Annotated in this window: 22 protein-coding genes; 9 read left to right on the top strand and 13 right to left on the bottom strand. The window is 53.4% G+C overall.

Annotation, left to right across the window (positions count from 1 at the left end):
- The first annotated feature begins 120 nt into the window (after positions 1 to 120).
- The 3 genes from ABYA77_RS09895 to ABYA77_RS09885 all read left to right on the top strand — a co-directional run bounded on the left by ABYA77_RS09895 (position 121) and on the right by ABYA77_RS09885 (position 3,001).
- Positions 121 to 1,833: a potassium/proton antiporter gene (locus ABYA77_RS09895; RefSeq protein ID WP_372965799.1), complete on the top strand. Its 1,713-nt coding sequence runs from the start codon at positions 121 to 123 to the stop codon at positions 1,831 to 1,833.
- A 124-nt stretch (positions 1,834 to 1,957) separates the two neighbouring features.
- Complete coding sequence (locus ABYA77_RS09890) at positions 1,958 to 2,506, top strand: murein L,D-transpeptidase family protein (RefSeq protein ID WP_372965798.1); 549 nt, start codon at positions 1,958 to 1,960, stop codon at positions 2,504 to 2,506.
- Positions 2,507 to 2,719: 213 nt separating this feature from the next.
- Positions 2,720 to 3,001 (top strand): Lpp/OprI family alanine-zipper lipoprotein, encoded by a 282-nt coding sequence (locus ABYA77_RS09885; RefSeq protein ID WP_372965797.1) that lies wholly within the window; start codon positions 2,720 to 2,722, stop codon positions 2,999 to 3,001.
- A 52-nt stretch (positions 3,002 to 3,053) separates the two neighbouring features.
- On the opposite strand, the gene ABYA77_RS09880 is transcribed toward ABYA77_RS09885, so the two are convergent.
- The 5 genes from ABYA77_RS09880 to ABYA77_RS09860 all read right to left on the bottom strand — a co-directional run bounded on the left by ABYA77_RS09880 (position 3,054) and on the right by ABYA77_RS09860 (position 8,016).
- Positions 3,054 to 4,115: a L,D-transpeptidase family protein gene (locus ABYA77_RS09880; RefSeq protein ID WP_372965796.1), complete on the bottom strand. Its 1,062-nt coding sequence runs from the start codon at positions 4,113 to 4,115 to the stop codon at positions 3,054 to 3,056.
- 52 nt (positions 4,116 to 4,167) lie between these two features.
- Entirely contained in the window at positions 4,168 to 4,737 is a 570-nt protein-coding gene (locus ABYA77_RS09875) for a TMEM165/GDT1 family protein (RefSeq protein ID WP_372965795.1), read from the bottom strand.
- Between the two features lie 24 nt (positions 4,738 to 4,761).
- Positions 4,762 to 6,153: a DHA2 family efflux MFS transporter permease subunit gene (locus tag ABYA77_RS09870; RefSeq protein ID WP_372965794.1), complete on the bottom strand. Its 1,392-nt coding sequence runs from the start codon at positions 6,151 to 6,153 to the stop codon at positions 4,762 to 4,764.
- Positions 6,154 to 6,156: 3 nt separating this feature from the next.
- Positions 6,157 to 6,582 (bottom strand): MarR family transcriptional regulator, encoded by a 426-nt coding sequence (locus ABYA77_RS09865; protein ID WP_372965793.1) that lies wholly within the window; start codon positions 6,580 to 6,582, stop codon positions 6,157 to 6,159.
- Positions 6,583 to 6,732: 150 nt separating this feature from the next.
- Positions 6,733 to 8,016, bottom strand: coding sequence for an MFS transporter (locus tag ABYA77_RS09860; protein ID WP_372965792.1), 1,284 nt, complete (start codon positions 8,014 to 8,016; stop codon positions 6,733 to 6,735).
- A 239-nt stretch (positions 8,017 to 8,255) separates the two neighbouring features.
- On the opposite strand from ABYA77_RS09860, the gene ABYA77_RS09855 reads away from it, so the two are divergent.
- The 4 genes from ABYA77_RS09855 to ABYA77_RS09840 all read left to right on the top strand — a co-directional run bounded on the left by ABYA77_RS09855 (position 8,256) and on the right by ABYA77_RS09840 (position 13,098).
- Positions 8,256 to 9,155, top strand: coding sequence for a helix-turn-helix transcriptional regulator (locus tag ABYA77_RS09855; RefSeq protein ID WP_372965791.1), 900 nt, complete (start codon positions 8,256 to 8,258; stop codon positions 9,153 to 9,155).
- 12 nt (positions 9,156 to 9,167) lie between these two features.
- Positions 9,168 to 10,913, top strand: a complete 1,746-nt coding sequence (locus ABYA77_RS09850) for an ExeM/NucH family extracellular endonuclease (protein WP_372965790.1) — start codon at positions 9,168 to 9,170, stop codon at positions 10,911 to 10,913.
- 116 nt (positions 10,914 to 11,029) lie between these two features.
- The gene (locus tag ABYA77_RS09845; protein WP_372965789.1) at positions 11,030 to 11,914 is read left to right on the top strand and encodes an alpha/beta fold hydrolase; all 885 of its coding nucleotides are present in this window, start codon (positions 11,030 to 11,032) and stop codon (positions 11,912 to 11,914) included.
- 140 nt (positions 11,915 to 12,054) lie between these two features.
- The gene (locus tag ABYA77_RS09840) at positions 12,055 to 13,098 is read left to right on the top strand and encodes an AraC family transcriptional regulator (RefSeq protein WP_372965788.1); all 1,044 of its coding nucleotides are present in this window, start codon (positions 12,055 to 12,057) and stop codon (positions 13,096 to 13,098) included.
- Between the two features lie 11 nt (positions 13,099 to 13,109).
- Here ABYA77_RS09840 and queE read toward each other — a convergent pair whose 3' ends face one another.
- The 3 genes from queE to ABYA77_RS09825 all read right to left on the bottom strand — a co-directional run bounded on the left by queE (position 13,110) and on the right by ABYA77_RS09825 (position 14,820).
- On the bottom strand, positions 13,110 to 13,769 hold the full coding sequence (gene queE, locus ABYA77_RS09835) for a 7-carboxy-7-deazaguanine synthase (RefSeq protein WP_372965787.1): 660 nt from the start codon (positions 13,767 to 13,769) through the stop codon (positions 13,110 to 13,112).
- The gene (gene queC, locus ABYA77_RS09830; RefSeq protein WP_372965786.1) at positions 13,769 to 14,434 is read right to left on the bottom strand and encodes a 7-cyano-7-deazaguanine synthase QueC; all 666 of its coding nucleotides are present in this window, start codon (positions 14,432 to 14,434) and stop codon (positions 13,769 to 13,771) included. The genes queE and queC overlap by 1 nt, the downstream gene beginning before the upstream one ends.
- Before the next feature lie 158 nt (positions 14,435 to 14,592).
- Positions 14,593 to 14,820 carry a hypothetical protein gene (locus tag ABYA77_RS09825; protein WP_372965785.1) on the bottom strand — a complete coding sequence of 76 codons (228 nt, stop codon included), beginning with the start codon at positions 14,818 to 14,820 and terminating at the stop codon, positions 14,593 to 14,595.
- 570 nt (positions 14,821 to 15,390) lie between these two features.
- On the opposite strand from ABYA77_RS09825, the gene ABYA77_RS09820 reads away from it, so the two are divergent.
- The gene (locus tag ABYA77_RS09820) at positions 15,391 to 15,663 is read left to right on the top strand and encodes a hypothetical protein (RefSeq protein WP_372965784.1); all 273 of its coding nucleotides are present in this window, start codon (positions 15,391 to 15,393) and stop codon (positions 15,661 to 15,663) included.
- Between the two features lie 27 nt (positions 15,664 to 15,690).
- Here the strand turns inward: ABYA77_RS09820 and ABYA77_RS09815 are convergent, their stop codons facing one another.
- Genes ABYA77_RS09815 through ABYA77_RS09805 form a run of 3 tightly spaced genes read right to left on the bottom strand, consistent with a single transcriptional unit; the run spans position 15,691 to position 20,228 of the window.
- On the bottom strand, positions 15,691 to 16,104 hold the full coding sequence (locus ABYA77_RS09815; RefSeq protein ID WP_372965783.1) for a response regulator: 414 nt from the start codon (positions 16,102 to 16,104) through the stop codon (positions 15,691 to 15,693).
- Between the two features lie 28 nt (positions 16,105 to 16,132).
- Positions 16,133 to 16,687: a hypothetical protein gene (locus ABYA77_RS09810; protein WP_372965782.1), complete on the bottom strand. Its 555-nt coding sequence runs from the start codon at positions 16,685 to 16,687 to the stop codon at positions 16,133 to 16,135.
- A 4-nt stretch (positions 16,688 to 16,691) separates the two neighbouring features.
- The gene (locus ABYA77_RS09805) at positions 16,692 to 20,228 is read right to left on the bottom strand and encodes a response regulator (protein WP_372965781.1); all 3,537 of its coding nucleotides are present in this window, start codon (positions 20,226 to 20,228) and stop codon (positions 16,692 to 16,694) included.
- A gap of 101 nt (positions 20,229 to 20,329) precedes the next feature.
- On the opposite strand from ABYA77_RS09805, the gene ABYA77_RS09800 reads away from it, so the two are divergent.
- Positions 20,330 to 21,430 (top strand): hypothetical protein, encoded by a 1,101-nt coding sequence (locus ABYA77_RS09800; protein ID WP_372965780.1) that lies wholly within the window; start codon positions 20,330 to 20,332, stop codon positions 21,428 to 21,430.
- A 3-nt stretch (positions 21,431 to 21,433) separates the two neighbouring features.
- Here the strand turns inward: ABYA77_RS09800 and ABYA77_RS09795 are convergent, their stop codons facing one another.
- Positions 21,434 to 21,661: a hypothetical protein gene (locus ABYA77_RS09795; RefSeq protein ID WP_372965779.1), complete on the bottom strand. Its 228-nt coding sequence runs from the start codon at positions 21,659 to 21,661 to the stop codon at positions 21,434 to 21,436.
- Between the two features lie 136 nt (positions 21,662 to 21,797).
- Positions 21,798 to 23,087, bottom strand: coding sequence for a serine hydrolase domain-containing protein (locus ABYA77_RS09790; protein ID WP_372965778.1), 1,290 nt, complete (start codon positions 23,085 to 23,087; stop codon positions 21,798 to 21,800).
- Position 23,088: the final 1 nt, after the last annotated feature.

The following is a 23,088-nucleotide window of genomic DNA, read 5'->3' as shown; positions in this document are numbered from 1 at the left end:
CACGTCACCAGGTTGGGAACCTGGAGCTCTACCATTGAGCTACGCCCGCCTGCATAATGGTTACCACAGCAATATAAGCCCGAGCCTGAGTTCGGGCAAGTCCCTTTGGTCTGGAGTCTGATGGATCCCACGTTTACGCTCATTGGCGCCCTGATGCTGGTCTTCAGCATTGTTCTCAGCCCGATTTCCAGTCGTGTTGGCATGCCGGTACTTCTGGTTTTCCTTGTGGTAGGTATGCTCATGGGGGAAGACGGCCCCGGTGGCATTGAGTTTGACAATGTTGAACTGGCTTTCCTGATCGCCAGTCTCGCGCTGGCCGTGATCTTGCTGGATGGTGGTATGCGCACGCGGGCTCAAACCTTCCGGGTAGGGCTCCGGCCAGCGCTGATACTGGCCACACTCGGCGTTGCCATGACCGCAGGTGGGGCAGCCGTTGTTGCCTGGTGGGTGTTCGATTTGCACTGGTTGATGGCACTTCTGATCGGTGCCATCATTTCTTCCACCGATGCGGCGGCCGTTTTTTCCCTGCTGCAGGGCCGCGGCCTGCACCTGAATGAACGGGTCAGCGCCACGCTGGAAATCGAGTCCGGCAGCAACGATCCGATGGCCATATTTCTTACCCTTATGCTGGTGACGCTGATCAGCGAACATCAGGAGGGAGCCTTCGCCTCAGGCCTGTTAATGCTGGTTCAGCAATTCGGAATCGGCGCACCGGCTGGCCTTTTAGGTGGGTTTCTCATTGTTGCCCTGGTCAATCGGATTCATCTTACCCCGGCGCTTTACCCCATTCTGGTGGGAGCAGCTGGTCTCGCCGTTTTCTCAGCTACCAATGCGGTGGGTGGCAGCGGCTTCCTGGCGATCTATCTGAGCGGCGTTGTCATCGGCAACAGCCAAGTCCGGATGATGCCGATGATACTGCAGGTACACGATGGTTTGGCCTGGCTGGCACAACTCTGCCTGTTTCTGATTCTGGGACTGCTTGTCAGCCCATCCGACCTGATCCCTCTGGCTGGCGGAGGGCTGATTCTGGCCTTCGCTCTGATCTTCATAATCCGACCATTAACAGTGGTAACGACCCTCTGGCCCTTTGGCTTTAACCGCCGGGAACTCGGTTTTATCAGCTGGGTAGGCTTGCGTGGTGCCGTACCGATTGTACTGGCCTTGTTCCCCGTCATTGCCGGGCTGCCAGATGCACAACTGGTATTCCATGCCGCCTTCTTTATCGTACTGGTTTCCCTGGTCGTGCAGGGCACGACCATGGCCCCTCTGGCCCGAAAGCTACGACTTGAAGTGCCTGCCAGTGAAGCACCGTTCCGCAGGCTTCCGCTTGATGCTCCTGCCGCCGGAGACCATGAACTAATGCTGTTCCCATTGCGTGGCAAAAACTGGCAAACTCCCAAAAAACTCGGCATTTTGCGACTTCCCGAGAACACAGCAATAGCCGGGGTTTTCAGAAACAGACAATGCCTTCAGCCCACGAAGGAATTGGAGGTTTATTCCGGTGATGTGCTCGCCCTGTTTGCAACGCCAGTGGTCGTCACTGAACTGAGCAAGGCACTCAGTGGCCGGGAGGCCCCCAAACACCTCGCAGAAAGAGCCTTCTTCGGTGATTTCGTATTAAATGGCGATGCTATGCTTGGCGATGTAGAACAGGTATACGGCATCGAATTTAGTGATTTACCACCAGAACTTTCCCTTGCCGAATGTTTTGCCCGGCGCACCAAAGGCCATCCCGTGGTTGGCGATATTGTCACCGTCGGCCCGGTTACTCTGGTTGCCAGGGCCATCGAGGCCGATCGCGTAACCAAGGTCGGCCTGAAGATGGAAACATAATGAAAATCCGGGCAGGTATACCGAAAGCCAAGAAATTTAACAAAACCTCTTATCAATACCCCGGCAGGCTATGCTATAAACACTATGGACAAAATTTAACCTTTGTATCAAGCATGCCGGTCCTATGATTGTTCGAGCCATTCTTACCACTCTGATTCTTTCCCTGCCCGGCTTTGTGCAGGCTTCTGAACTACTCGCCAGAGCAGATGCCCGTATTGCTATTCCGGAGCCTACAGCTGACCACGAATTTAAAATTACCGAGGTGGTAGTAAAGAAAAGTGAACGGCGACTTTATCTGCTCAATGGGGAAAACAAAGTAAAAACTTACCGGATCTCTCTGGGTGAGAATCCAGTTGGTCACAAGCTGTATGAAGGCGATAAGCGGACCCCTGAAGGCAGTTATCTTCTTGACTGGCGCAACTCTAACAGCGATTTCTATAAATCTATTCACATATCCTATCCCAGCCCGGAAGACAAAGAAGCGGCTGAATCCTGGGGGCTTAACCCGGGCGGCAGCATCATGATTCACGGGCTGCCCAACAACGCCGGAGATCTTGCTTTCGCGTTTACCGGACTGGACTGGACGGACGGCTGTATCGCCGTTACCAACGACGAAATAGACGAAATCTGGTCATTAGTAGACGATGGCACCCCCATCCGAATCCTTCCCTGAGTAAATGCAGGCACAAACCTGTAATACCGGGTCCGGCATTACGTTGTTGTCATGACCTATGGAAATTCACCTATACATAGTTAACATTCTGTTGCAGAGTGTTTTACACTTGTAACTATTCCGGTAGTCACTACCTACTGGCTTAATTGACAGGAAGTCGTCCGATTGACTTCCGAGTCACAGGAAATAAAACGACCAATAAGGGGATTTACAATGCGTAAACTGACGATCGCTGGGTTTGCACTGGCTACCGCTCTGACTGCAGGCTGTGCCACAACTGATCAAGCCGCTCTTGACGAAGCAAATGCAACTGCAAGCTCCGCTGAGCAAACTGCTAACAACGCCCTGAACTCTGCTAACAACGCCGCCAGCGCTGCTCGCACCGCTCAGCAGACTGCTGAAGAAGCTCTGGCTGCTGCCCGCGCTGCTCAAAAGTCCGCTAACGAAGCGAATGAACGCGCCAAGCGTATGCTGGAGCGTGCCAGCCAGAAGTAAGGCTGACGCTTAGTGAAAAAAGGCCGGTTTAACCGGCCTTTTTTTATGACCCTCAGAAATACAACGTCTGCTCGGGCTTTGTTTTCGTCTCTGCCGCCTCAGACATCTCATCGGTCGCCAGCTGCGTCAGCTTTTCACCAATCATTGTCGGTATGCCATCCGCCTGATCAACCGCAATCTCGATAGCCAGTCGCTTTACCTGAACCTCTGGATGCTTCCTCTGGAAAGCTTCAACTTTCATCATCACCTGGCGCCAGAGTTGCTCACGATCTTCAGGGGTATAGTCTTCCCGCGGGCGATGCACCTCAAGCCAGACCTCGCCACCAGACACCCCGACCTTCACAGGCTCATGGATCACCCGGACTGACGTGCCTTTTTCTACCTGATACACAAACCGGGAGATGTCCTCGTTATACATGCGGAAACAGCCGTGACTAACCGCCATGCCCACACCAAATTTCTTGTTGGTACCGTGTATCAGATAGCCCTTCTCACTCAGCAGCAAGGCGTGGCTGCCCAAGGGGTTTTCCGGCCCTGCCGGAATCATTCTGGGCAGGTGCTGGCCAGAGGCCTCATATTCCGCACGTACGCTGGCGGGAGGGTACCAGGCTGGCGATTCAAGAGGCATCGTCACTTCGGCATGGGTGAGAGGCGAGGGATTATCTTCCGTGCCAACACCCACCGGATAAACCTGAACACCGCTATCGGTGAAATAATAAAGGCGATATTCCGCCAGATTAATCACAATACCTTCACGAGGAACATCCGGTATGACGTACATTCGGGGTAAGGTGATCATGGTGCCTTCGCCTGGCAACCAGGGATCAATGCCGGGATTGGCCTTCACCAGCTCGAGATAGCCTAAAGCTTGCTCACTACCAATGCCTGCGAAGGTATCCTCATAAGCAGTGGTGAATACGTCCAGATCACCTGCCAAATCATCGTTCAGCGGGAACGTGGGGACTCTGGCTGAGCGATCCGTTTTTTCTTCCGATGCGTAGCCATCGCCATTATCCACAGCGGCTTGCGTTGCAAGAGGTTTATCACTGGCTTGGAGCCCGGGCGCGAACAGCACAACACTCAGTATCAGGGCAAAAAAGTATTTAAACTGCATAACACTCCGATTCTTCTCAAGCTCTCTCCGTACTGACTGACCAGCACAAAGCTCAAGAGTTCATTAAGGTTGTCCACACCGTAACCGCGGCCAACACAGCAAACAGGATGCTGGCGCTTATACGAGCCGTTGCCAGCGGCATCCTTTCCATTAACCAGCCTCCCGCCAGAATCACCGGCACATTGGCAATCAACATCCCCAGGGTTGTGCCGATGATAACCCACATTGTATCGGTATACTTTGCCGCTAACACCACGGTGGCTATCTGGGTTTTATCACCGATTTCAGCAATAAAGAACATGACGGTCGTTGCGATGAAAGCGCCCATGCCTAAAAATCTGGAGTCATCACTATCATCTTTATCCGGAATCAGTAGCCAAAGAGCAATGGCTACAAAGCTTGCGGCGAGAATCCAGGGCAACCATTCACCCGGAATCCAGCTGGCAACCCAGGCGCCCAGCCATGCTGACAACGCATGGTTAAGTATAGTGGCGATCAGGATGCCAAGAATAATAGGCATTTTGGTGGCATATCTGGCAACGAGAAAGAGGGACAAAAGCTGTGTTTTATCACCAATTTCAGCAATAGCGACAGCCAGGGTTGAAGCGGAAAAGGCCTCCATCAGGCAAAATCTCCAAAACAGGTTTTAAGCGCGCATTTTCCAGACCGGAACAGCCGCAATAGCCACAAACAATGCCACCAGCCACCATGCCGACTCAAAAGCCTGAGCCGTAGGCAACCCCTTGACATGCTCACCAAACTCAATGGCCAGAGCCACCATGTTGACCCCCAGAGCCCCGCCCAACTGCCGGGCGAAATTAATGCTGCTGGAGCCCGCTCCCATCTGCTCTGGTGCCAGAGGATTCAAAGCACCAATCGACAATGCAGGAAGCATAAAACCAATACCGATCCGGCCCAATACGGCCCAGAAAGCCAGCCAACCGAAGCCGGCGTACTCTCCCATCCATGCAAACAAAACTGCTGAAAGTGCAAACATTGCGATCCCAAAAAGCACCAGGCTGCGAGCGCTCCTTTGGTCTGCCATCTTGCCCGCCAAAGGAAAGATAACCCCAAGAACAACACCCGCCGGTAGCATCAGCAAACCCGCTTCAGTTGCCGAAAACCCAAGCGTAGTCTGCACAAACAGTGGAATCAGGTAGGTTGAACCAAACAGGGCGAGCCCGAGGGCCATCGCGCCCATGGTCGCATACAAGAACGCCGGCTGGCGCAGCAAAGTAAGATTGACCAGAGGGTGTCTGGCAGTGCGCTCCCGAATGACGAAGCCAACCAACAGAACCAGAACAGCAATCGCCTGCGCCATTATACGAACTTCCTGGCCACCTAACGCCTGCAAGCGAGTAAGTGTGTCCAGAGTTAATGCAATTGTAACGCCCAACAGGGTAAGGCCGGAAAAATCAAACGTATACCGGGCCGGCCGTGATGAAGATACCGGGAGAAATCGCCAGGCCATCCACACCCCTGCGAAAGTCACAGGCGCTGGCGCAAACATGACATAGCGCCAGTTAAACTGATCAACCAGAAAGCCACCCAGCACCGGCCCCAGCGCAGGTGCCAGAATCACCCCCATGCCATAGATGCCCATCGCCTGGCCACGACGGTTAACGGGAAAGATTCTGAAAACCAGATACATGCCCATCGGTTGCATCAGGCCAGCCATAGCACCCTGACCAACCCGTGCAGCAATGAGCTGCCCCGGGGTATCAGCAAAACCACCAGCAACGGAAATCAACGTAAAAAGCGTCATGGCACATACCAGCGTCGGCCGCACGCCGAAGCGGTCAAGCAACCAGGTAGACGCCAACATCGTGGTGGTCATCGCGGCAATAAATCCAGTTGCCAACCAGTGTACTTCACCTTGGCGGAGACCGAATTCAAGCATGATGTCATGAAGGGCCACGTTGACAACAGTCGCGCTAAGTACCGTAGCCATGGTCCCCACAACAACCGTTACCACCGCCAGCCAACGCCAGCGATCACCGTAACGGGCTTTCAGCCCTTCGACAGAGTTATCTGGCAAGGCTTACTTCTGCTTTTCCGCGTTTTCCATGATTTTATGGAAAACTTTGAGGGCACACTCAATGTCCTTGTCGGAAACGCCTTCCAGCATTTCTTCTCGCAAGGTCGCTGCGCGCTCGGACAGCTCATCCATAAAGTTCACACCTTCCTTGGTAAGATGCAGCCTGCGAGCCCGGCGATCATTCGGACAAGCGCGACGTTCAATGAGATTCTGTTGCTCCAGACTATCCAGCAACCGGACCAACGTCGGGTTCTCGATCGCCATCAAACTCGCCAACTCTCTCTGGGTCAGCCCTTCTCCACCTTGCTGGAGGTACACCATCGTGCTCCAACGGGCCTGAGTGACCCCCAGATCTTTCAGGCGTTCGTCCAACATCTTGCGCCAGCGGCGCGTAACCCGGGCAACAGCAAAGGGAAACTGATCTCTCACAATTTTAACTCCTTTAAAGGGCTGGCCTTGGGAAACCCCGGCAACCAGAAAAACACTAACTATATTAAACCTTCACCAATAGTAAGCTAGCAATTGGCATGAGAAAAGATTTGAATGCAAAAATATATACACAGACATATCCCAGGCCCCTTAACCGGCCTGACGCCTTTCCTCCTGCATCTCTTCAACTTCCGGCGACTCCTGAAACTCTTCGTTTCGTGGGTCAAGCTCGGAAAGAACCGCAGAAGCTTCCGGCATCGCAGGAACAAAGTCCTCTTGCTCCGCTACTGGAATATCATCGGTATGACTAATACGGTAACTGGTGATCACCGCCAGCAAAATCAGGAAACCGGCATTGCCATAGAACAGCCCCGAAGGTCCCAGCACATGAATCAATTTAGCCATCGTGATCGGGCCTATCACACTGCCAATGCCGTAGCTCAGTAACAGTGTCGCACTGGCAGCGACAATACGGTTGCTGTCCATACGGTCGTTAGTGATAGCGACAGCGATAGGGTACAGAGTCGCCGACAAACCGGTAAACAACCCGACAAGCAACGTCAGCAAAGTCAGGCTGGCGGATCCAGAAACAGCAACACCTGCAGCGGCAGCGGCCGCCATCAGGGACACCCAGAACATAACTCTCCGACGATCAAAACGATCGCACACACGGCCCAACGGCCAGGCCAGCAACATGGCTGCAACAATGGCACTGGCCATGAAAGTAGAGGTTTTCCCGACATCCAGCCCCACCAACGTGGCGTACACAGGGCCCAAGGCATAAAACCCACCAATCAACACGCCGCTGATCAAAGCACCAGCGACCCCCGAAAACGATTCCCGCGCCAGCTTGAACACAGACATCCGGCTGGCCTGCTCAATAACCGGGGCTTCCATTCTGGTAAGAGACAACGGAATCAGGGCGAGAGTTAGCAGAATGGCCGCCAGAGAGAACGGCAAAAAATCCGACGGATTACCCACGTTGACGACCAACTGGCCACCCGCAGAGGACAGGTAAAAAACAATCTGATAAACCGCAAACATCGAACCTCGGTTAGCGTTGGTTGCACGGCTGGAGAACCAGCTTTCTATCACCACCAACACACCCGCAATACTGAAGCCGGACAATACTCGCAGTAACGCCCAGAACACAGTGGATACAGCCATCGGATACATCAATGCAGCCACCGCAGCCATGGCCGCAAAGACTGCAAATGCCCGAATATGCCCGACACGACCGATAATGTTGTGAACATAAAGGGTGCCAACAACAAAGCCGATGGAATAGCACACCAGCACCCAACCAATAACATCTGGGGATACCGCTTCAACACTCAGGCGAATGCCCAGAAGAGTCATCAGAAAAGCGTTGCCACTGACCAGAAATATGATGCTCAGGATCAGTGCTGACAAAGAAGTGAGCATTCGGGTCATAAAGACTCCGGATTGTTGATAACAGGGAGTGAATATCAAAAAGGATAGCAACACTATCCTTTGCCAGCAGATCGCATTTAATCAGGCTACCCGCCGGCAGGAACTAGGGAGTTGCCGAGACTTGTACTACAATGATGTTGATTTGACATTGTTTTACATTAATGGGCCGTAACAGAACCCGACAACCGTAGCGGGTACCATAAGTCACACGTTACTTACTGGATCATGAGCGCCTGGTTATGAAGAAAACTGACTGGCCCATTCGTTGGGATCTACTGCTTCGCTATCGACTCATCGAAATTATCGCACTGTGGGAAGGTCGCCTGACAACCAACCATATTTGCCACAGTTTTGGCATTGGTCGGCAACAGGCGTCAAAAGATATCAACACCTACCTGAGAGAACTGGCTCCTGGCAATCTGATTTATGACCGGCACCTGAAGGGCTATGTTCCTGCAAGCGATTTCAAACCAGTTGTGACCCATGGCGAGGTGTCCGAGTATCAGGATCTCCTTACCCAGCAGCAAAATCTCAGTGAGACTTTCTCTGAACTTGAACTGGGTATGCCCGGCAATACCATTATTCCGGGCCCAGCCAGATCTATTCCGCCAGAAACCATGCGCGCGGTTGTTAACGCTACTCGCCATCATCGCCAGCTTAAAGCCAGCTACGTCTCTCTCAGCCGGCCAGAAGCAGTAGAAAGCCTGCTCGAACCCCACTCACTGGTCTGCACCGGCAATAACTGGCACATTCGTGCCTGGTGTGGCTCCAACAGGGAATTCCGGGATTTTGCACTCAGTCGTTTCCAGAGCCACCCTGAAGCTTTGCGCCAGAAATCCAGGTACACCGCTCAACACGATGAAGACTGGCAGCGGACAGTTACCCTCAATATAGCTCCCGACCAGCGCCTGACTGCCGCCCAACAGAAAATCATTGCCCGCGACTATGGTATGGAGCACGGTTTTCTGCAGGTGAAAACCCGCGCGGCGCTTGCACCTTATGTGCTTTCCCAGCTGGGCATAACGTTCGACAGCAGCCACCCTGACCCACTGGTGCAGCAATTGGAACTCGTCAATCCAGACCAGCTAGGCTTCGGCAGCAAGCGGGAAAGAGCCCTGAAAGCGGCAGCCGGTCTCTGATAGACTGGCTCCGTGACCAAGCTACCTCTACTCACCCTGATTACTATTGCCGGGCTGCTGGCCTTCCCGGCACTGTCTGCCTCGGCCAATAGCTGTGGCGCTCCTGCCACCGCCATACATCAGATTCAGGGAGCCGGCCCACACTCGCCTATGGTCGGCAAAACGGTCTCTATCGAAGGTATCGTTACCTTCGCCGCAGGTTATAAGGGTGGTTTCAACGGTTTCTACCTCCAGCAGGCCGACACAGAAATCGACGACAACCCCAACACTTCCGAAGCCCTGTTCGTCTACACCCGTCGTAAGGCCAGTCCGGGCCAACGTTTGCGCCTAACCGGTTCTGTCAAAGAATTTCATGACTTAACCGAACTTGTCGGCATAAAAAGCCTGGAAGTTTGCGGCCAGGAGCCGCTTCCCAGACCTGTCGAGGTTTCATTGCCTTGGTCACAGCCTCCTGAAAGTCTTGAGAACATGCGGGTGCACTTCACCAGATCTCTCACGGTTATCGAGCACTATAATTTAGCCCGCTTTGGGGAGATATCTCTGGCGAACCACGACCAGATAATGCCAACAGAATACCTTCCCCCCGGGCCGCAGGCTGTCCAGCAATCTCTTCGGAATCTCCATCACCGTGTTTTACTGGACGACGGTAAAAGTCTGCAAAATCCCAGGCCCATACCCTGGCTGAATCAGGGGCAGGAAAACACCATACGCACTGGAGATACCGTCACCGGCTTAAGCGGCGTTCTGGATTACCGATTTGGTCAGTGGCGTGTTCAACCAGACAAACAACCTGCTTTCGCCAGACCGAAGCCAAGACCTGCTCCGCCGCCCAAGCCGTCAATCGACTCCATCCGGGTTATGGCCCTGAACCTGCAGAATTATTTTAATGGTGATGGTTTTAAGGATGGATTCCCAGCTCCGAGAGGCGCAGTGAATGCCGGGGCGCACGCCATTCAGTCCAAGCGCATCGTTAGCGCCATCAAACTGGCCAATCCTGACATCCTTGCTGTCACTGAGCTGGAAAATGATGGTTACAACCATAACAGCTCTCTGGCGCAACTTGCTCAGGCCCTCGGAAATACCTGGCACTTTATTGCAACTCCGGACCAGGATGGTTCGGATGCCATACGCACAGCTCTACTTTTCCGAAAGGACAGGGTAAAGCCGGAAAACATGCCTCTGCGCCTGAACTCTGCCGCGTATAAAAATCGGGGCCGACCTCCTCTGGCCCAGATTTTCAGCCCACTCGCAGGCGGGCAATCCGTCCGGATTGTGGTGCCACACCTGAAATCCAAATCCTGCCGTAACGCAAAGGGGCGAGACTCGGACCAAAACGATGGCCAAGGCTGCTTCAGCGACTACCGAACCCGTGAAGCTCAAGCCATCACCGCATGGACAGCCTCACTCCCCGTTCCGGAAAACTTCGCTGGCACCCTTATCACGGGTGACTTCAACAGCTATGCTTGCGAAACACCGATAGATACCTTCCGAAAAGCGGGCTTTTTGAGCCTGGTTCACCACTTTCACCCCTGCATACCAGGCGATTGCCCGCATCACAGCTACCGATACCGGGGCGAGAAAGGCTCTCTGGATTACGCCTTCGCCACCCATAAGCTGCTACCCAGAGTGGTTGCCTCCGGTGTCTGGAATATCAACGCTGACGAACCTCGCGCCCTCAATTACCAATATGCCCCCGACCTCACCGGACCTTGGCGCGCATCAGATCACAACCCTGTGATTACGGATCTTCAGCTCTAAAACACCCAGAGTACAGTTGCTATTCAGCCCACAACAACGGGGCCACGCGGCAATAGCCCTGGCGTGCCAGACCACTACACTGAAGGTCAACACACAATAACGAGATCGTTACCCCCATGAACCTTCCAACCCCCAACTTGTGGCCTGCAGCTCGTATAGGTCAACGCTGGCTGCTTCGAGCCCATCGAAAAGAAGCCCGTGTGGATGGCCACCGCATGGTATTTCTCGAAAGAGGTAAACCCGGCCCCGACACACCAACTCTGGTATTGCTCCATGGTTTTGCCTCAATGAAGGAAAACTGGGCATTGTGGATGCAAAAACTACCCGCGGACTGGCATCTGCTGGTACCCGACCTGCCCGGTTTCGGGGAAAGCCAATACCACCCTGAAGCCTGCTACAGCTATGAAAACCAGGCACAACGGCTCAGCCAATGGCTTTCCACATACGCTCCCAACAATCTTCATATCGCGGGCAGCTCCATGGGCGGCGCTATTGCCTCCGTACTCGCCCATATTCTGGAAACAGGTCCACGGACGGTTACCTTGCTTAACAGCGCCGGAATCCCTGAACATACTGGCGCTGATCTCAGCCCGCCGACCAGGTCAGACAGAGACTCAATTCTGATTCCCCGGGACTGGGCAGGCGTCTACCGTATGTTCAACAGCGTAGGTAAGGGCAAACCAACCCTTCCCGGAATTGCCATGACGGGCCTACTGGGCCCAGATCTTCTTCAGCGTCAGAATGCTCTCCGGCACATCTTTAACGATATGGTCGCCGATGCACTGGCGCCAGCCCGCTATCTCGGCAACGACACGCCGCCCCTGCAAGTACAGTGGGGCGAGAAAGACATCATTACGCCAACTCGATGTGTAGACTGGTTCGCTACAGCAACGCCTGAGGCCGAAGTGCACGTTTTCCGCGGCGTCGGGCACCTGCCAATGCTGGAGAGCCCAGTCCGTTCAGCCGCGGTTATGGAAGCGTTTATCCGCCGTCATAACTGATAAACCGGAATGTCTCAGCCAATTTCTGAGTTGGCCTCTTCGGCCAGTTAAGCCGTCAGCCAAGTCATGTGACTGAGCACACCAGAGGGCCATAATTGAATCTACACACATAAAAACAACCATCGTTGACAAGGAAACTCATGGGCGCCTCAGTTTCTAATACACAGGATCTGGGCATGCCGGCCATTTATCTGCACACTCTGGCCGAGCTGCTCCACACCATTGGAGTAGATGAGAAAGACCTGATTCTGCGAGTAGGTCTGGACCCAGCCCGCCTGAACTCCGCAGATCTCAGAGTCAGCCAGGCCCAAGCGTCTGAGTTTGTCACTCGTGCGGTCGTCGAAAGCGGCGAACCCGGGTTAGGAATATTGCTGGCAAAGGAGCTAAAACTGCCGCTACACGGTGCCCTGGGCACAGCGGTCATGAGCAGTCGCACCCTTGAAGAAGCCCTGGAACTGATGACTCGCTACCTGACACTCCGCGTACCCCATCTCAAGGTTCAGAAACACATCTCGGGGCCGAACGCATGCTATGCCGTGACCTGTGAAACAACGCTCGGTCCAATGCTGAACTTCGTTCTGGATGCGGTGTTATTTGGTTGTGTGTCCATGGGAATACAAATCACTGGCACGATGATCCCGGGTTTACGAGTAATGCGCAGAGGAGCAGAGCCGGGGCACATTCACCGGTTCCGACACATGATCGGCATTCCGGTAGAATACGGTGCGGAGGAAAACGCGCTGGTGATTCCGCTCAGCCAGCTCAGTCTGCCGATACGTTTTTGTAATGAGCAGTTGGCAGCCAGCGCCAGAGAGCAGTGCGAACAAGCCCTGCAAGAACTTGAGGAAGATGCCGGATTTGCCTGTCGAGCCCGAAGGGTGATTGAAACCAGCCACCCTTTCCCGCCTAAACTGGCCCGGGTTGCCAGTGCCTTATTTGTCTCAGAACGGACACTGAAACGCCGGCTTCAGGAAGAAGACGTTAGCTTTCAGAATCTGGTTGATGAGATTCGCCTGGATCGCGCCCGTGATCTGCTGAGCAGTACCGCCATGAACCTGACTCAGATTGCGGATGCTCTGGGTTATGCCGATGCCGCCAACTTTACCCGCGCGTTCAAACGCTGGACAGGATTTAGCCCGAGCCACTATCGCAATCGGGAAGTTAAGCTAACAGAACAAGCCTGATCACCTCAGGATCAGTCTATTCCAATGATTTTGTGCATTTGCAGAGTCAGACGCCACTGCGGATTCGCCAAACAATATTCCGTAGCTTTCCGGGTGTTGCTCTGTTTAACCGGATCACTGCCGTGCTCTGGGATAGAAGGCGAGGCCATTGGCGACAAAAAATAATGCCTGGCCCGGATCTGCCCCACAAATCGCTCAGGCATCGCTAATGGCTGAGGATAAACCAGCTTCAGTTCATCGCAGTCGGTGATGACCACTTCAGCATTTGCCTTGGGGCTGACGCACAGCCAATCAATGCCTTCTGGTGCCCGCAAGGTGCCATTGGTTTCCACTCCAACCTCAAAACCAGCTTTGTGGAATGCGTCTATAAGCGCTGCATCCAACTGCAGTAATGGCTCTCCACCGGTACAAACCACATAGGGGTTACCGGAGGCATTCGGCCAAAGACTCTGAATGTGAGCCACCAGAGCTTCGGCGGTTTCAAACAGGCCGCCATTCTGACCATCTGTACCAACAAAATCGGTGTCACAGAAGTTACAGACAGCGCTATCCCGATCACTTTCCCGGCCGTTCCACAAATTACACTTACTGAACCGGCAAAACACTGCGGCACGACCAGCCTGAGCACCTTCGCCCTGTAAGGTATAAAACGCTTCTTTGACCCGATACATCAGGCTTTGCTCTCATAATCCAGAGGGTCTTCAAGTCCCTGTTCAGCAAAAGCCTCAAGGCGCTCTACACAGGAACCACATCGCCCGCAGGCCCGTTCCCGGCCGTTGTAGCAAGTCCAGGTTTTGCCATAATCAAGCCCCAACCTAAGCCCTTCGGCCAGGATGTCACCCTTATCCATCGTCATAAACGGAGCCTCGATCGCAACCGGCTCGTAGTTTGCCACTTTGCACACGGCATCCATTTTTTCGACGAACTCAGGGCGACAATCAGGATATATCGCGTGATCACCGCCATGAGCACCGTACCAGACTGCCTGCGCATTTACTGTCACGGCATAACCGGTCGCCAGCGATAACAAAATCATATTGCGGTTAGGGACAACGGTGGCTTTCATGCTGTCCTCCTCATAATGACCTTCCGGCACCTCAGTATCGGAAGTCAAAGCGGAGCCAGCCATGACGTCACTCATAGCGCGGATATCAATAACCTTGTGAGGAATGCCTTCAGCCTCACAGACCGCGCGAGCAGCCTCCAGTTCACGTACATGACGCTGGCCATAATTAAACGACAGCGCGTACACATTGAGCCCTTGGGCCCGGGCAAGGTGAAGCAGGGTAAAGGAGTCCATGCCTCCAGAGTAAATAACAACAACTGTGTCCGTCATGGAGCAATCACCAGAATAAAAGAAGGATTATCACCGGGGTTTTATAAATCGTGACGATATTGTAACAGCGCGGTGCCCACTTGGGCCCGCGCAAAGGGAAGATCAGGGATAAAATCAGATGAAAAGGCGACTATTCCGCCGCAACAGGCCGGCAAATACTAGTGAAGCCGCAACGCAATAACTTCCAGACCTTTACGGGCCGTGTGCAATGTCCAATAAGTTGCCAGCACCATCAGTGCTGCACCGACGACCGTAAAGGACAGACTTTCTCCTACGGCCTGGCCCTTCGCCATAATCAGATAAACAGCAACCGCAACAACCAGCGCGATTTCTACGACAAAATCAGAAAGGAATTTTTTAAGTGCGGGAGCGGGGTCTTCGGACATTTTCTTAGGTTTCAACCTCTGTTTGCTTGGAATATAGGTGATCTTTCAATGTACAAATTATCGCCAATTATGAGAATTAAAACTGTACGAATTAGTGGCTACGAAGTAACCGAGACTTTATCCTGCACCGTTTTTCAGGCAAAAAAAACGCAGCCATAAGGCTGCGCCAGAAAGGAGAGATCCAAACGACACCTGCACCGCAGGTGGCAAGGATTACACAACGTAAAAACACGTGACGATGCGAATTATGAATCGCTCCGTTATAACCGTCTGTACGGGTTTGCCGAATCACCAGAGCTCTTGCAAACCCCATAATTGGCTATACACTGATTACCGAACCGAATCTATAGAGCTGATATGACCAGAATGATTATCCAAAACACCATTTCAAAAAGCGCTGAGTGCCCCGTCGGGCAGGCCCAGCGTGCCATGGTAAAAGACATCTAACGGCTTTCGGTCCAGTCCCCGGGAGCCATAGCAGCGACCGGGGCAGCTTCTCTGCCAAACCCCGGTTGCTTCCAGCTCCGGGGTTTTCTGTTGTTGGAGCAGCAAAAAGGCAAGGAGAATACAATGAAAAGACAACCACCCAGGCGCGCCGCTAACCAGCCGGTCAGCAACCGCAACGCTCCGGTCAGACGACCCGAGAAGCTGCCGCTACTCGATGCCATTTGCAAAAAGCTGAATCAGCGAGTCAATCTGGACGACGAGCAGCGAGTGCTTGGAGTTTATGAACGGGGATGGATTTTTAAAGGCGTGTTAGGCAATCTGGACGGCGCTGAAGCCCGCTACGTGAGAGCTCTGGCAACCCGCTATAACTCGTGGATTGCCCGCCAAGTCGCATAACCCTGAAGCGCCGTTATGCTGAACCGGTCAGTGGTGCCGGTTCAGCCCTCTAATAATGGCCATATCCCCACCGTGTACCATGGCGAAGTTATTCACCACATCGTGAATTTTTTCCTGGGAATAAGGCTTCACCACATAGCCGTTGGCACCCGCACTGATGGCTCGCTGAATACTCTCAATGGAATCATCTGCAGTCACCAGCACAATGTGCTGCTCCTTTCGGATATCCTTGAACTCCGTCATCAGCTCATGGCCATTGCCATCCGGCAATCCCAGATCCAACAAAATAATGTGAAACTCACTGGCTTCAAAAGCGGCTCGAGCAGAAGCAGCGTTATCACACTCCACCACCTGAGAGGCTCCGGCCTTGTAGAGCATATCAACAAGCCTTTCCCGCATAAGCGCTTCGTCTTCCACCACCAGCACTTTTAGATCAGTCATCCAGTATCTCCTGTGTTGTCCAGCTCATTCAGTAGGTGTCGTGCTCGGTTCGGTGAGGCAAGTCCAGCGGCGCTGGGCCTGAATGCTCACGGTCACGGGCTACATCCGGGGCTGGCCTGTTCGCTTCTCTTTCAGAATATTCTGCCTGCCCCGACCGGGACAGAAGGTTGGCAATACTTACAGCGGTGGAGTAAAGCGAAATCGCAATAATCAGCAGGACCGGCTGCACAAATGCGACAAATCGGGGAACCTCTGCATTCCCGGTCATGCTCAATAGCAAAATGATCGCTGGCCCAAGCACCACAAACAAAGTCAGTGCAATAAAAAACACGATACGTTCTTTATAGCGGCCCAGATCCTGATTCGTCACCAGGCCAAGCACGAACTTGCCGATAGCCAACCCGGCAAGAATGGCCGCAGCTATACTGAGATCCGGCTGCATCAACGTATAATAAAGATTACCATCCCACAGCCGCTGCATGGCAATGACCAGAAACGGAAAGAGTACAAACAGGATATCGGCATAAGTGCCATACATCGTACTCAGTGAATACTGTTCCTGCTGGTGTCGGTTTTCGGTCATTCGTCTATTCCTTTGTAGTCCCGGTTTCCTGGCCAGCTTCTGCCAGGGCCTGACTGATCATGTCGTTAAGCTTTGCTAACTCCGAACCGAGATGGCCCCAATCCGGAACTTCAGTCCTGATACACTGCTCCAGAACAGCAGCCTGCTCAGTCATCGACGGATACCCCATGGCACCGGCTGTACCCTTAATTTGATGACTTTCTAGCTGCAAGCCAACAAGATCCCTGGCGCTCAGTGCGTCATTCATGCGTTGCCGCCGGCCCGCAAGCCCAGCAAGAAATCTTGAGGATAAATGCCCGATACCTTCTTCAACAGCTTCCATCCCCGACGGTGCGGTTCGCATATACCTGTCGAGCAAGGCCTCAAGATGGCCTTGATCAATCGGCTTACTCAGAACACCGTCACAGCCGGCCTCCAGCAAGGCATCATTCTCAGCCTGGTCACCGGCAGTAAACGCAATAATGGGACGACGGAAACCCGCCTGCCGTAACAAGCGGGTAGCCGCGACCCCATCCATACCCGGCATATGCCGGTCCATCAACACAAGATGCACGGTATCGGCCAAGGCCGTACGCACAGCTTCATCACCCGACGCAACCATGACAGGCTCCGCACCCGTGCGCCGCAACATGCGCTCTACCAAACGGCGATTATCGTCACTGTCTTCCGCCACCAACACCCGACCACTGTATCGTCGCTCCGCCTGTTCCTGCTGGTCTGGAGACAACGGAAGATACCGGCTCAGCGCTTCGTAAAAGCACTGTTTATCAATGGGTTTTGCAAGGTGTTCATTACAACCGGCCAAACGATATTCGGCAATATCTTCGGTCATCACATTGGCTGTCAGAGCAATGATCGGCGTGTTAATGCCCGCCTCACGCAGCGCTGCTGTCGCATCACGCCCGTTCATGACCGGCATCTGGATATCCATCAGTATCAGGTCAAACGGCTCTTTGGTGGCTCGCTCAAGCGCCTCAGCACCATTGGACACGTGCACCAAATCTGCACCGGTCCGGCCAACCAGCAAGGAGACCAGGCGCCGGTTCAGCTCGTTATCTTCAGCGCACAGTATCCGACCCGACAACTGCGGTGCCACTACCACCGAAATAGCACGGCGATGCTGTGTGAACTCCGAAGCATCCCGTAAGAAATGAACCTCATCAAGCGGGCCAGTACTGATATACACCTCAAACTCACTGCCTTCGCCATAAGTACTGGTGACCTGAATACTGCCACCCAGCAATTCCGCCAACCGGCGGGAAATACTCAGGCCAAGCCCGGTGCCGCCGTACTGCCGCGAAATCCCGCTGCTTCCCTGAGCAAAGGGATCAAACAATCTGCCGAGTTGTTCCGGCTTCATGCCAATACCGGTGTCTACCACTCGGGCATAAAGCATTTCCCGCTCTCTGTCGCAGCGAACAATGAGCGAGATAGAGCCATTTTCAGTAAATTTAAGCGCATTTCCACACAAATTAATAATAATTTGCCGGAATCGGGTAGGGTCTGTCTGAATCTTTTCTGGCAGCGGATAATCGCAAACAATGCTGAAATCGAGACCCTTTTCTGTCGCTCTGGGCGCAAAAAAAGCTCGTATTTCGTCCAGCATTTCCGGAAGGTTAACGGGTACTACATCCACATCAAGCTTATTGGCATCGATTTTTGAGTGATCAAGAATGTCATTAACCAACTCCAGCAAATGCCGTCCACTTCGAACAACGGTTTCCGCACTATCTCGCTTTTCGTCATCATCCAGGTCTGGGTCCAGCAACGTTTCACCGTAGCCAATAATGGCTGCCAGCGGCGTTCGGATTTCGTGACTCATGTTTGCCAGGAACTGACTCTTGGCTTGAGCCGAGTTCCGGGCAAGTTCTTTTTCCAGCCGTTCCTGCTCCCGCTCCCGCTCGACCTGAAGACGCTGATGGCTTTCAGTTGCATCAATACATGTGCCTTCCAGGTGCAGGGGCAAACCGTCCCCATCGTATACAGTGTGTAGCGAGATAGTCGCCCAGCGTTCTTCCCCCGCCCGGGTCACATAGTTGGCCTCAACTCCCTTAACCGTGCCTTTCATTTCCAGCTGTGCCACAACCAACCGCCGCAACTGCTCGTCGGCAATGCAGGTTTCCAGCACGTCAGGGTTCTGCTGCAGTAACTCCCGGCTGCTTTTGTAACCCAGCAACTTTGCCATCGCCGGGTTAGCCGTCACAAAGCGCCGGTTTGGCGACATCTGAAATACACCTTCAATCACGTTATCAAACAAGGATTGGTAACGTTGAAGGTTGGCCAGAGCCCGTTTGTTCCAGGCCAACGCTTCGCCCTGGACCTGTTTGATCTGGTCGGCGAGGGCAAACGAGAACAAAATTACCTGAGCTGTCAGCCCGAACTGGGGGGCATATGAAGTAAACGTGTTCAGCGGTAAATAACCCATTACCGTAAGTGCGTATACGCCAAAACCAATCAGGGCCAGAGTCCAGGCAAAGAAATATGCACGAGCAGCCGGGTTGTAGTAACGCCATGAGAGATAACTCACCACAATCAGAATGCTGCTGAGCAGGATAGACGCCACCACAATCCATTCCATCGTCACTGAATACGGCATGAAGAGTGACAGCACAAAGGTCGCAACAACGGCGTAGAGGCACAGTACGAGGACGTGGTCCAGGTCTGGCGACCGCTGCCGGGTTTCCAGCAATGAACGGGCCATCAGCAGCCCGAAGAACAGAGTAAAAATAATCTGGAAGTGCAGATATTCCTTGCTCAGCAACGCCGGGCGGTGTTCAAGCAACTGAAACCCATGCACCTGCTCGGTCGCAGTAAAGGTCGCGGCACCCAAGAGGTAAAGCAGATAGTAAATATGACTGCGTTCACGTACAGACACGGCCACAAACAGGTTGTACGCCAGAATCGCGAGAATAGAGCCGAGCAGCACACCACGAATCGCTTCGTCTATGGACATTTTTTCAATGTAGTTGTCGGGATGCCAGAGGGTAATGGGCAGCCGAAACGCATTGGTATTAGTAATACGCAGGAAGACGGTGGTCGTGGTGCCCGGCTGAAGTTTCAGACGGAATGTCGGATTGGGCACCGCCAGATCACGGTCTTCCCAGTCATCGTAATAACCCGCCTGCCGTTGACTGATCACCTCGCCATCGCGAACCAGGTAAAGGCGGACCTCATCAACCAACGGCAACGCCAGCTCCAGCATCCAGTCTGATGAGGATTTCAGGTTCCGGGCATTCAGATCAAACCGTGCCCAGTAGGCAGATTCTGTATAACCAAAGTTCAACACTCCACCGTTATGGTGGGTGAAGTCGCCTGGGGAGAGGGCTAGCACCTGACCAATAGTCAGGCTGTGATCCCGGTCTTCAATGTATGAAAGGCAGCCGCCAAGATCCCGGATACTTTCGGTATTATCGCCGAGAAGCAGCTGGCCGTCATGACAACTGCCTGTCTGGGCCAAAACCAATGAAGGTAAGACAATAAAAACCAGGATCAAAAACCTGAGAAGCACCCGAACCAGGGCATCGGTAAACCGTTGGTGCAAAATGTGATCTCCGAGCGGGCAGCTGTATACTTTATCGTTTATTGTCAGCACACATCACTTTAGCCGTTCATAACGATTTTCGCACCCTGGGGTCGCCTGAAATGAGATATTCCTGTCTTTTTACCGCTATTCCTTTAACTGTAGCCGCACTGGCAGGGTGTAACTCCGATAGCTCAGGCTCCACAACACTTAATCCCGCCAACGATGTAGACCTCACGTTTTCGACATTTGACCTGGCCGACACGCCTCAGGCGCCTGACACCCTCAGTCATACTCTTTTCAGTGATTACTATCCCGGTATTGAGCCTACAGGGATCGATAACACCCCTGAAAATCATCAGACGGCTGAGGAAATCCGGCGTCATATTGATATCTTTATTGGTGCAACACCGGCAGAAGATGGAAAAAACTATACGGAAGTCCGAAACCCACTGGATCTTATCCATCAGGTGATCAGCGTGGGCCAGGTGGACAACTTTGACGCCGGGCGCGAGTACATCAGCAACCGGATAGCCGACAGCATTGCGGGTACTTACAACTCACGCAGCGCAGGCGCCCTGATTCGGTTTACTGACCAGGAAGCAAGCCAGAATCAGGAACCCCTTAACAACCGGGAGTGGTATTACCAGACGCTCGACTGGCGCTACCTGCCAAAGGGGCCAGATGAAAGCAGCCTCGATGAAAAAGTCTACCGCACCATTCAGTACGTGGCTCGCAGCGTCGATGTATCTGAGCAGGCCCGGCAGCCAGAACTCATCAGCGTACTGGCCGGAGCACGATTCAGCGCCGGTCAATTCGGGAGCACCGGCTATAACCAGCCAGAGCTGGCTACCGCTGACTTTGTCAGCCGTAACCACGGCGGTATTGAGCTTCGACAGGAGTTCGTAGGCGCAGCCCAGAAAGACACGCTATTTATTAAAAACAGCGAACACCCGGTGCTCGATCTCAGCCGGCATGGCGTGGTTCTTGATGACACCAGCCCTGACTGCCTGAGAATAGAACTGAACTATGCCATGAACAAAGTACAGATCTACACGTCGAACGGCGAACCCTCAAGAATACAGGACCCGGACGCAAACCCGGAGGACTATGAAAACCCGGAAGATATACCAACTATTTCCAACCCGGATTACTGCGTCACTCAGACAGAGGACCGGGCAAAAACAGAGTGGACGGCGGCGTATTCGGGTAACCGGGGCTAAATTTTACATCCCCCAGTTCTGCAGAAAGCCTTTCTTGCGACGGATCATCCGTTCATAGGCGGATATCATGATCTCCGCGTGGGGAGCCTGCACTAACCTCAGCGATGCTATCCGGCGCTCAAGCTGCCGCACTTCATCACAAACCTGCTGCTGCACATGGCTGCGAACACTGTCGTGCTGCCCCAGCTCAACATGGCGAAATTCGGGTATGGGAACGTTTGATCGGTTCATAACGCAGGGTCTCATCCATTGAGTTTAGTGAAAATCCATTTCCAACGCACGGAGTCTGCCGAACTGTCAGACAAAACGCAATCCCGCTAAGCCAGGTTTCGTTTATGTTTACCCACCCGTTACCACTAAAACAGCTTCACGCTGGCGCCAGCAAACGCTGCTTGTTGTCCGGCAAAACCGGGAACTGCTTACCCACGGTATAAACAAAGCGTGCCAGAGCGGGCAAATGATGCCCGACTATCGGAAAACCTGTATTCAGAAGGCTGACCGATATATCTCTCGCTGAGTCCGCCCAACAGAACTTGTTAATCAGCCCTACGTGGCCAAAGGCATACCTGCTTTGTGGGCCCCAGAGCCCTACCGGATTCCCACCGAGCATCATCCCAGCACTGAAACGCATAGGGATCAACATGGTCCTATCCATCTGCAGCGAACCAAACTGCTGAATTGCTCTGCGAATGGTGATTTCACTGCAGATTCGCTTGCCTTCCCATAACCCACCATTCAGCATCATCTGGAAGAAACGATTCATTTCTTCAGCAGTACCGCACAAATTGCCAGCGGGAATAACAGCTTCCTGGAACCGGGGGTCATTAGTTACCCGTGCAACGGTTTGAATGTCACCCCCGAGCGCCCGGTTCACAATCCAAGACACCGGAAAACGTGGCGTAGGGCCTGTGGCGTAATTTGACGCCAATTCATGTAAATGCTCCGGCGCCACGCCATAGGTAAACCACCGCATCCCCATGGGCTTGCGCAGGTATTTATCCAGGTAGTTCTCAATACTATCGCCGGTGACTTTCTCCAGCACGCGCTGAAGCACAAATCCACCAGTAATCGCATGATAGGCCACCTTGGCACCATCAACTTCCACCGGCCGTGCAGCACAGAGCAAACGCCATATTTCGTCACGATCCCATAACACATCAATAGGCGTGTCTTTCGAGATGGCTGGAATTCCCCCCCGGTGAGACAAAATCTGATGAACCGTTATGGTTCGTTTACCGTTCTTACCAAACTCAGGGCAATAGTAGGACACCGGGTCCATCAGGTTTACCAGCCCCTGTTCGGCCAGCATGTGCATCAACAGTGCCGTAACAGCCTTCGATGCGGAAAAGTAGCAAATGGGGGTTTCCGTGGTCATGGGTATACGTGGTACGGCCGGGGAATCACTCGGGCCATTGCCATGGGTATGCCCCAGCGCCCGGTGTAATATTTGTTCGCCCCGGTGCCTTACCGATACCTGTATGCCCGGATGAACTCCGGTGCGATACAGTGATTCCACGCTTTTCCAGACCGCCTCTACCGCATCCCAGGACACACCAGCCTGCTCAGGATGTTCACCTGAACTGTCCCGGTACGTAACCGTTGAAAGATCCTGAGGAACCTTACATGCGTGCAGGGCACGACGGGCGAGTGAATGCATA

It is taken from the genome of Marinobacter sp. (genome assembly GCF_041595835.1).
Taxonomy (GTDB): Bacteria; Pseudomonadota; Gammaproteobacteria; order Pseudomonadales; family Oleiphilaceae; genus Marinobacter.
This window is presented reverse-complemented; position numbering and strand designations above follow the sequence as displayed.